General features: G+C 23.9%; 8 protein-coding genes. 1 reads left to right on the forward strand and 7 read right to left on the reverse strand.

Going from position 1 to position 7,759, the window contains the following annotated elements:
* Positions 1-692: phytanoyl-CoA dioxygenase family protein (locus ACTT9R_RS05275; protein ID WP_440926968.1), on the forward strand; the 692-nt coding region annotated here is incomplete at its 5' end.
* A gap of 36 nt (positions 693-728) precedes the next feature.
* Here the strand turns inward: ACTT9R_RS05275 and ACTT9R_RS05280 are convergent.
* From ACTT9R_RS05280 to ACTT9R_RS05310, 7 genes are all read right to left on the reverse strand, one after another.
* Complete coding sequence (locus tag ACTT9R_RS05280; RefSeq protein ID WP_440926969.1) at positions 729-1,784, reverse strand: oxidoreductase; 1,056 nt, start codon at positions 1,782-1,784, stop codon at positions 729-731.
* 5 nt (positions 1,785-1,789) lie between these two features.
* The gene (locus ACTT9R_RS05285) at positions 1,790-2,263 is read right to left on the reverse strand and encodes a hypothetical protein (RefSeq protein WP_440926970.1); all 474 of its coding nucleotides are present in this window, start codon (positions 2,261-2,263) and stop codon (positions 1,790-1,792) included.
* Positions 2,264-2,300: 37 nt separating this feature from the next.
* A complete protein-coding gene (locus ACTT9R_RS05290) occupies positions 2,301-2,999 on the reverse strand; it encodes a hypothetical protein (protein ID WP_440926971.1) in 699 nt (232 codons plus the stop codon).
* A 79-nt stretch (positions 3,000-3,078) separates the two neighbouring features.
* Positions 3,079-4,641, reverse strand: coding sequence for a capsular polysaccharide export protein, LipB/KpsS family (locus ACTT9R_RS05295; protein WP_440926972.1), 1,563 nt, complete (start codon positions 4,639-4,641; stop codon positions 3,079-3,081).
* A 16-nt stretch (positions 4,642-4,657) separates the two neighbouring features.
* Positions 4,658-5,356, reverse strand: coding sequence for a pseudaminic acid cytidylyltransferase (gene pseF, locus ACTT9R_RS05300; RefSeq protein ID WP_440926973.1), 699 nt, complete (start codon positions 5,354-5,356; stop codon positions 4,658-4,660).
* Positions 5,357-6,490 (reverse strand): UDP-4-amino-4,6-dideoxy-N-acetyl-beta-L-altrosamine transaminase, encoded by a 1,134-nt coding sequence (pseC, locus tag ACTT9R_RS05305; RefSeq protein WP_440926974.1) that lies wholly within the window; start codon positions 6,488-6,490, stop codon positions 5,357-5,359.
* Positions 6,490-7,548, reverse strand: coding sequence for an LLM class flavin-dependent oxidoreductase (locus ACTT9R_RS05310; protein WP_440926975.1), 1,059 nt, complete (start codon positions 7,546-7,548; stop codon positions 6,490-6,492). Before ACTT9R_RS05310 ends, pseC begins: the two co-directional genes overlap by 1 nt.
* Positions 7,549-7,759 lie beyond the last annotated feature (211 nt).

Consider the following 7,759-nt stretch of genomic DNA (forward strand, 5'->3'; position numbering starts at 1 on the left):
ATAGTGAATCTTATTTTTATAGATCTAGAATTAGATATTTTTTATTTAAAAAATTAATTAATTTTCAGATATCAAAATTAATAGATTGCTTGACAATTATAAGATTGACAAAAAAATTAAAACTAAAAAATATTGCAAATAATGTTTTGGGCCAAAAAACAAAATTGACAAGTATTGATTCTTATTTCTCAAAAAAATCAAATAAAAATGTTATAGACTGGCATGTTGATCAAGCTTACTCCGGAAGATTAAATGTTGAAAACTTTGTTAATCCCAATTTTGCAGCGTTAAAATTTTTTGTATACTTAACATCAGTAGACTCGGACAATGGTTGTTTAGGTTATATTCCAAAAACTTCAAAAATTGCTTACCAATTAAAAAAAGATATTTACAACAAAGAAATAAAATACAGACCCTATTGGTCTTTAAAGGATTTTAGAAATGTTATAAAAGATGAAAGTTACAGAAAAAATCTTGAAAAAAAAATTGATCCAAATGAAATTGAAAGTTTCTTAAATAGTACAAGTTTCATTGAAAAAGAACCATACAATACAACTAAGTATGATTATAAGCTTGATAAAGGTGGTGCACTTATATTTGATGAATCTGGAGTCCATAGAGGATCTATGCCAAGCAAAACTGATCGACTAGTAATTAGGTTTGTATACAAAATTTCTTCTGCTCCAGATTAAACACATTTTTATACGTTAGAAAAAATTTCAATATATCTATAAACACCTTAAATACTGATTGGGAATATAATTTTTAATTTTATTTTTTTTAGCTTCTCTAAGTATCCAGTTAGGATCTTTTATAAATTTTCTCGCTACAGCGATAAAATCTGCTGATCCGTCCTTTAATAATCTATTAACAGTTCTAACGTCATCAATCTGTCCAGTTATTCTTGTTAAAATTTTAGTTTCCGATTTTATTTTTTTGCTAAAATTTTTTCTAAATGCATTTTTTAACTTTAATTTTGTAACGGGTAAAATCCCACCACTTGAAACACAAACATAATCAAAGCCTATTTTTTTAAGTTTTTTTACAAATTCTATTGAGTCTTTTAAATTTATGCCACCGTCTAAATGATCCGTTGCTGTAATTCTTGCACCTAATATTTTATTTTTTGGCCAGATTTTTCTAATCTCTGATGCAATTTCTAAGGGTAATTTTGTCCTATTTTTTTTATTACTTCCATATTCATCTAATCTTTTATTTGAGATAGGCGATAAAAATTGATGTAATAAATATCCGTGAGCCATATGTATTTCTAGACAATCAAATCCTATTCTTTTTGCTCTTATTGCAGTTTTTTTAAAATCAACGATAATTTTACGAATTTGCTTTGAATTTAAACTTTTTGGTGTAGGCCAATTTTTGGCTCTTTTAATTGATGATGGTGCATAAGTTTGCCAAGAATTTTTTTTAATTGGAGAATTAGATTTAACCCACGGAACCATGGATGATCCTTTTCTGCCAGCATGAGAAATTTGAATGCCCAATGAAATATTGCTTATTTTTTGAAGATGCTTTGTTAATTTTTTTAAATTATGTTCTTGTTTTTTATTACTTAAACATAGATCTTTATGTGAAATTTTTCCATTTTTATTTACAGCTGTTGACTCAATCATGAGCATGGCTGCACCTGTACATGCTAATTTAGATAGATGGTTGTAGTGCCAAAGTGTAGGGCTTCCATTTATTGCAGAATATTGGCACATCGGAGATATTACTATTCTGTTTTTTAAAAATACCTTATTTATTTTTAATTTATCAAATAACATCTAAACTATTTCATAACTACAAATTCATTATGGGGATGAAAGACTGCGCCTGGATAAGACCAATAGGTTTCTATAAAATATTTTCCTAATGCCTTTCCTAGCTTGGGCAAATGTGGGACATTATCACTGTCTATCATAGAGTTCATTGGGGTAGCAAATCTTAACCACTCTCCAGTTTTCTGTTCCTTATAAAATAATCTTGACCTAAGAGCTATATCAGGCGGCACACATGAATACTTTTTTTTTTTTAATTTTTTATAAATATTTTTTAAAGTTGTTGGTTTTGAAAATCCTAATGCTGAAACCCTGATACGGTATAAATTAACTTTTTTTTTTGTGATTTTTATACTATTTTTTTTATTTTTAACTATGTCTTCAATCCAAACACTTACATAAATTTTTTTCTTTTTTAATTCTTTTATACATTCATTTATATTTTTGTAGTTTTTAGGTTCTATTGATTTCCAAATTTTGTGCATATTCTTATATTTATACTATTTTTGAAATTTAAAAAGACTAAATTAAAAGTTTTAAATCTAAATAATTTAAACCAAATTTATTTGATAAATTTTTATCTAATACAAATATTTTGCTTTTAATTTTGCTTTTGAGATTTTTTATAAGATAATTATCTACTCTACCTCTATTTAAACTCATCATGCCTGAACTATAGTAATGACTTCCACCTTCAAAACTAATCCCAGATACTATTATTTTTTTATCAGGATGTTTTTTTATAGCATACAAAATACTATAAAAGCCTGAAGAAACACCCAAAAAATCATTTGAAAAATAAAATTTATAAAAATGAATTATTTTTTTTAAAATATTATCTTCATAGGAGGCTTCTGCTTTAAGCAAATCAAGTATTCCTGAATTAAAAAAATTTTTTTGAAAAGAAAACTGTTCTAGTCTTGTAAATTTAGTAAATTCTACACTTTGATCAAATAAATTTTTAACCAAATTATATGTAATTTCTTCAAAATCTCTTATAAGAATTTTATCAGGATTTGCTCTTACAACTCGAGGCTTAACATGATCAAGTTTTAAAAATGATCTCGCACTAATTACACAAGTATGTGTAACATCAGAATATTTTTTTTTATACAAAGCTCCTAGCTCAGCACTACCATTTGATGAATAAATTTCTTTTACCTTAATATCAGGAATTTTGTTTGATCCAGAACCTAAAACAATTATACAATCATTTTTCATTTATTTTCTATACTTGTATTAATTCTTTATGAATTCAATTATGTATATATGTTAAAACTAATTATACAAAATTATAATACTAAAAAATATTTTTCGATAATTTTGAGTCTAAGCTTTTATATAGTGGATCATTGAAAATTGAAAAATTTTTATTTTTTTTAATATTTTCATTTAAATATTTAATGTAACTTGTCTCATTAATTTTGGATAAAAAAATATCAGGTAATATTCTCGATTTTTCTAAATTATTATTAGACTCTAATTCGATAAGATACAATATTCTTTTGGCTAAAATAATCTCTTTTTTGTTAAGCTTAAGTTTTAATTTATTCAAATTTTTTATTAAATAAAAGTATTCTATTTTATTTTTTGGTTTAAAGAAAAGATCTTTATGGAAATATGGAGCGTCACCAGCAATGATTGATTTTTTTCCATAACAAGCAAATTCAAGTGAAATCGTTGAAACACAATTAATTAGATTATCTGATAATTTGAATAATGTTGAATTATTTATTTTTTCTGGACACATAATTACATTTTCTAATTCACTTTTATATCTGTAGATTACTTTTTCTATAATGCCTTCTTCATGATATTGAGATCTTGAAGGGTGTGGTTTTATAATCCAAAAAGTTTTTTTATTATTATTCCTTATAAAATTGATTGTTTGTAAAAACTGATCATAATAATCTTTAAAAATCATATCAGCACAAAAGTGTGGGCTATCTGAAAAACAATGAAGAGCCAATACATTTACTTCATGGTTTTTTTTTATATTATTTATTTTTTTTTTGAATTTTACTATTTTGCTATCTTCACTTAATCCATAAATTTTTCTAATTGTATTAATTGGAACGTAAGAACCATATAATTTTCCATGTTTTCTAAGATTATAAAATTTTTCAATTTTTTTTACTTCAATTTGTTTAATATTATTTGTTATTTTTTTTTTTCTTATTTTAAAAGTACTTGTTAAAGTTTCTTTATGATTATTAAATTTTTGAACAAAATTATAGCCAGTTGTAAAAGTTTTCAATTTATATTTCGTTCCATATCTTGATATTAGGTTTCCATAAGATGTAAAGCTCAGTTGCGTTGAAATTGTGAATCTAATATTATTTTTTTTTACAAGATAATCTATAAAGTGTGTTTTTAATATTCCAATGAATAATGATTTAAAAAATTTTATTTCATAAATTGAAGGATCAAGAAACTTTAAATCATATCTAATATAAATATCATAGACAAGATCACCTATTTTAATTTTTTTACATTTAAAATTTTTTATTAACCATTCAATTTTATCACTTACGAATAATGTTTTAAAATAAAATTTAAAAAGATCATAAAGAGAAATTAAAAAAATCAAAAAATATTTAAAATTTTTAAACTTAAAGTTAATTGAATAGTTTTTTATATCAACATTATTATAAACCGGGATATTTTTTTTATCGCTTACGTCTGAGACTAAATATGAGTTACAATCATATTTTTTTTTTATTATATTTGCTAGTATTAAAGACCTTAAATTCGCATCAGTCTGAATTCTGTCACCAATTAAAAGTCCATATTTTTTTTTACTTTTAGAATACTTAAAATTAAATGGAAAAACTTTTTTGAAATTTTTAATTTTTATCAACATTAATTTTATTATTAGATTATTGCCTACTTTTGTTTAAAGGGGACGAATATATTTTTTTTAATAAACTCAAATCTTCCATGTCATCCAAATCAATCGCTCTATATCTTGGTAATTTGAATCCAAAACTTTTTTTTGAAAATATAATTTTTTTTTTTAACCACGAATCTGTTTTTCCCCAACAAAATTGTCCAGCATCATGGTAAATTTTATCCAAATCTTGAGTTCTAGTTTTATAATTTTTTTTATCAATCATTGTAATTTTACCATTATTTATTTTAAGACCTCTTTGAGGAGGGTGTCCAAAACTTGTAACGGATATTACAAAATTCCAACAATTTTCCTTAATTTTTTTATAACTAGATATCAAATCTTTTTTATTCAATAATATTGATGAAGGATAAACATAACAAACATATTTTGGATGTTTATCATATCTATTTTTTAAAAAATTAATTGTATGATTAATAACTTCAAAAGCGCCCACATGATCATTTGACAAGTTTTTTGGTCTAGTAAAATAAATTTTCGCTCCAGCTTTTTTTGATATATTTTGTATTTTACTTGAATCAGAAGTTACAATTATTTCATCAAATATTTTTGTTTTTTTTAATATTTTAATAGTATGATGTATCATAGGCTTTCCATCTATATTAATAATATTTTTATTTTTAATTCTTTTGCTTCCTCCTCTAGCTGGTAAAATTGCTACTATCATTTATTTAATCGAATTAATTGTACGAATAACAAAATTTTGTTGATTTTTTGATAGAGTTGGAAAAATTGGTATTGAAATACATGTGTTGTAATATTTTTCTGAATTATCTAATGAATAATTTTTTTTTTTGTAAAATGGGTGTTTATAAATTGGAATATAATGAATATTTACACCCACACCTTTTTTTAATAATTGTAAAAAAATTTTATCCCTAAGCGTTTTAGAGTTTTTTTTTAAAAGAATTACAAACAAATGATGTGATGATTTAGAATTTACTGAAATATTTGGATAAATAAATAAATCATTTTTTAATTCTGCTTTATAAGTTCTAAAAATTTTTATTCTTTTATTAATAAAATGACTTAATTTTTTTATTTGCTCGATGCCTAGAGCTGCTTCTAGCTCATTCATTCTATAATTATAACCTAATTTTATTTGTTCATAATATTTTGGTCTAATTTTTTTTTTCTTAAATTCTCGTTTAATTCCATGTTCTCTAAATAATTTTAAATCATCATAATATTTTTTCACATTTGTTGTAATAGCTCCACCTTCTGCTGTTGTTATTGATTTTACTGGATGGAAACTAAAAATACACATATCGCTATATTTGCAATTACCAATAATATTATTTTTAAATTTTGCTCCCATAGCATGAGAAGCATCCTCGATAATTTTAAATTTGTATTGTTTTTTTAGTTTATATATTTCATCCATCTGACATGGATTTCCCGCAAAATGAACAACAATTATTGCTTTAGGAAGCTTACCTTTTTGTTTTGCCTTAAAAAGTTTTGTTTTTAAATTTGAAATATTTATATTGTAGTCATTTAATGAAATATCTAAAAATTCAATATTTGCTCCACAATAAGCCGCCGCATTAGCGCTTGCAACAAAGCTAATCGCTGAAGTCCAAACCATGTCTTTTTTTTTTATACCTAATGACATACATGCAATATGTAATCCACTTGTTGCACTATTTACAGCGACAACATATTTTGACTTACAAAAATTTTTAATTCTTTTTTCAAACTTTTGAACCAACGGTCCTTGAGTCAAATAATTTGACTTTAAAACATTTGTAACAGCTTTTATCTCTTTGGAATTTATCGACTGTCTAGAATAATTAATCATTAAAATTTTCTTATTTCATGTAATATATTTTTTCTAAAATATTCAAAATCTTTTGAATAATCAAAAAATGTCATAGCTATCCCATCTGTTTTTGATTTATATATAGAATTTATTTGTTCAAGAGCAGATTTTTTATCTCCAATTATTGTAAAAGAACCTAATGATCCAGAAACCCTTTGTTTTAATTGTTTTAAATATGAAGCAAGAATTTTTTTATTTGACCATTGCAAATTATTTATAAAATTGTCTACTGCTTTTGTATCCTGATTTTTACTAGAATATTCATGATAAAATTCCTCGGCTTCTGTTTTTGATTTTTTTACAATTAAATGAACTGGATTGAAAATTTGAATTCTTTTTTTGGATTTATTTTTTAATTCTTCATTTGTTTTTTTTAATGAATCTAAGTTGTTAAACATAGTTAAAAGAACATCAAAATGTTTACCTGCAAATTTTCTACCATCCTTTGAAAATGCCGCTGAAATTTTAACAAAATTTTTATTAAGAACTTTAGGAAAATTTTGTCCATTTTTAATTTTGAAATAATTTCCAGTAAAAGAAAATTTATCAATTTTTGGATTTATAAGCTTATTAAATATTTTTAACCATTCTTCTCCATATTTATATCTATCAGAACTAGATAAGTTAAAGTCTACGTTGAACATTTCATATTCTTCTTTATTCCAACCACATACAAAATTCATCCCAATTCTGTTATTTGAAAATCTACTGATTGAAGTTAGGGTTTTTGCAGCAATAATTGGGTGGATATAATTCGCATGTATAGTTGAGAATAAATATATTTTTTTTGTTATCATCGATAAAGCCGAAGCTAAAGATAAAGTTTCAAAGGTATTTCTGTGTGGCCTTGAACTTCCACCCCAGTCACTCCATCTAGCAACAGGTAAAAGGAAATCTAGACCACATTCATCTGCTTCCTTTGCAAGTTTTATAATTTTATCTGTATTAGCTCTCCATTTTTTTTTATGATTTGTGATAGTAGAACCAGAACTTGCGTTAAAAGCAAATAATCCTAGTTTAAATTTTTTTTTAGACATTTTTATGATATTTAACTTTAAAGTATGTTGTTTCTATAACAGATTATTATTAAAATGGTAGTGTGTGATATATTTTGATAAAAAATCATTAAAAATGTTAAAAAAGCACTAATTTCAAATGAAAAGAAACTTAGTTCAAAATTTTTATAAAAAATTAATTTATAATTTAAAAAATAGTAAAAATATATTTTATAAAAATAATGATTTAGAA

It is taken from the genome of Candidatus Pelagibacter sp. (assembly GCF_052049835.1).
Taxonomy (GTDB): Bacteria; Pseudomonadota; Alphaproteobacteria; order Pelagibacterales; family Pelagibacteraceae; genus Pelagibacter.

Excerpts from the sequence above, each read along its gene's own strand:
- ACTT9R_RS05280 (WP_440926969.1), bottom strand. The coding sequence starts at position 1,784 with ATGTTATTTGATAAATTAAAAATAAATAAGGTATTTTTAAAAAACAGA.
- ACTT9R_RS05285 (WP_440926970.1), bottom strand. The coding sequence starts at position 2,263 with ATGCACAAAATTTGGAAATCAATAGAACCTAAAAACTACAAAAATATA.
- ACTT9R_RS05290 (WP_440926971.1), bottom strand. The coding sequence starts at position 2,999 with ATGAAAAATGATTGTATAATTGTTTTAGGTTCTGGATCAAACAAAATT.
- ACTT9R_RS05295 (WP_440926972.1), bottom strand. The coding sequence starts at position 4,641 with ATGTTGATAAAAATTAAAAATTTCAAAAAAGTTTTTCCATTTAATTTT.
- pseF (WP_440926973.1), bottom strand. The coding sequence starts at position 5,356 with ATGATAGTAGCAATTTTACCAGCTAGAGGAGGAAGCAAAAGAATTAAA.
- pseC (WP_440926974.1), bottom strand. The coding sequence starts at position 6,490 with ATGATTAATTATTCTAGACAGTCGATAAATTCCAAAGAGATAAAAGCT.
- ACTT9R_RS05310 (WP_440926975.1), bottom strand. The coding sequence starts at position 7,548 with ATGTCTAAAAAAAAATTTAAACTAGGATTATTTGCTTTTAACGCAAGT.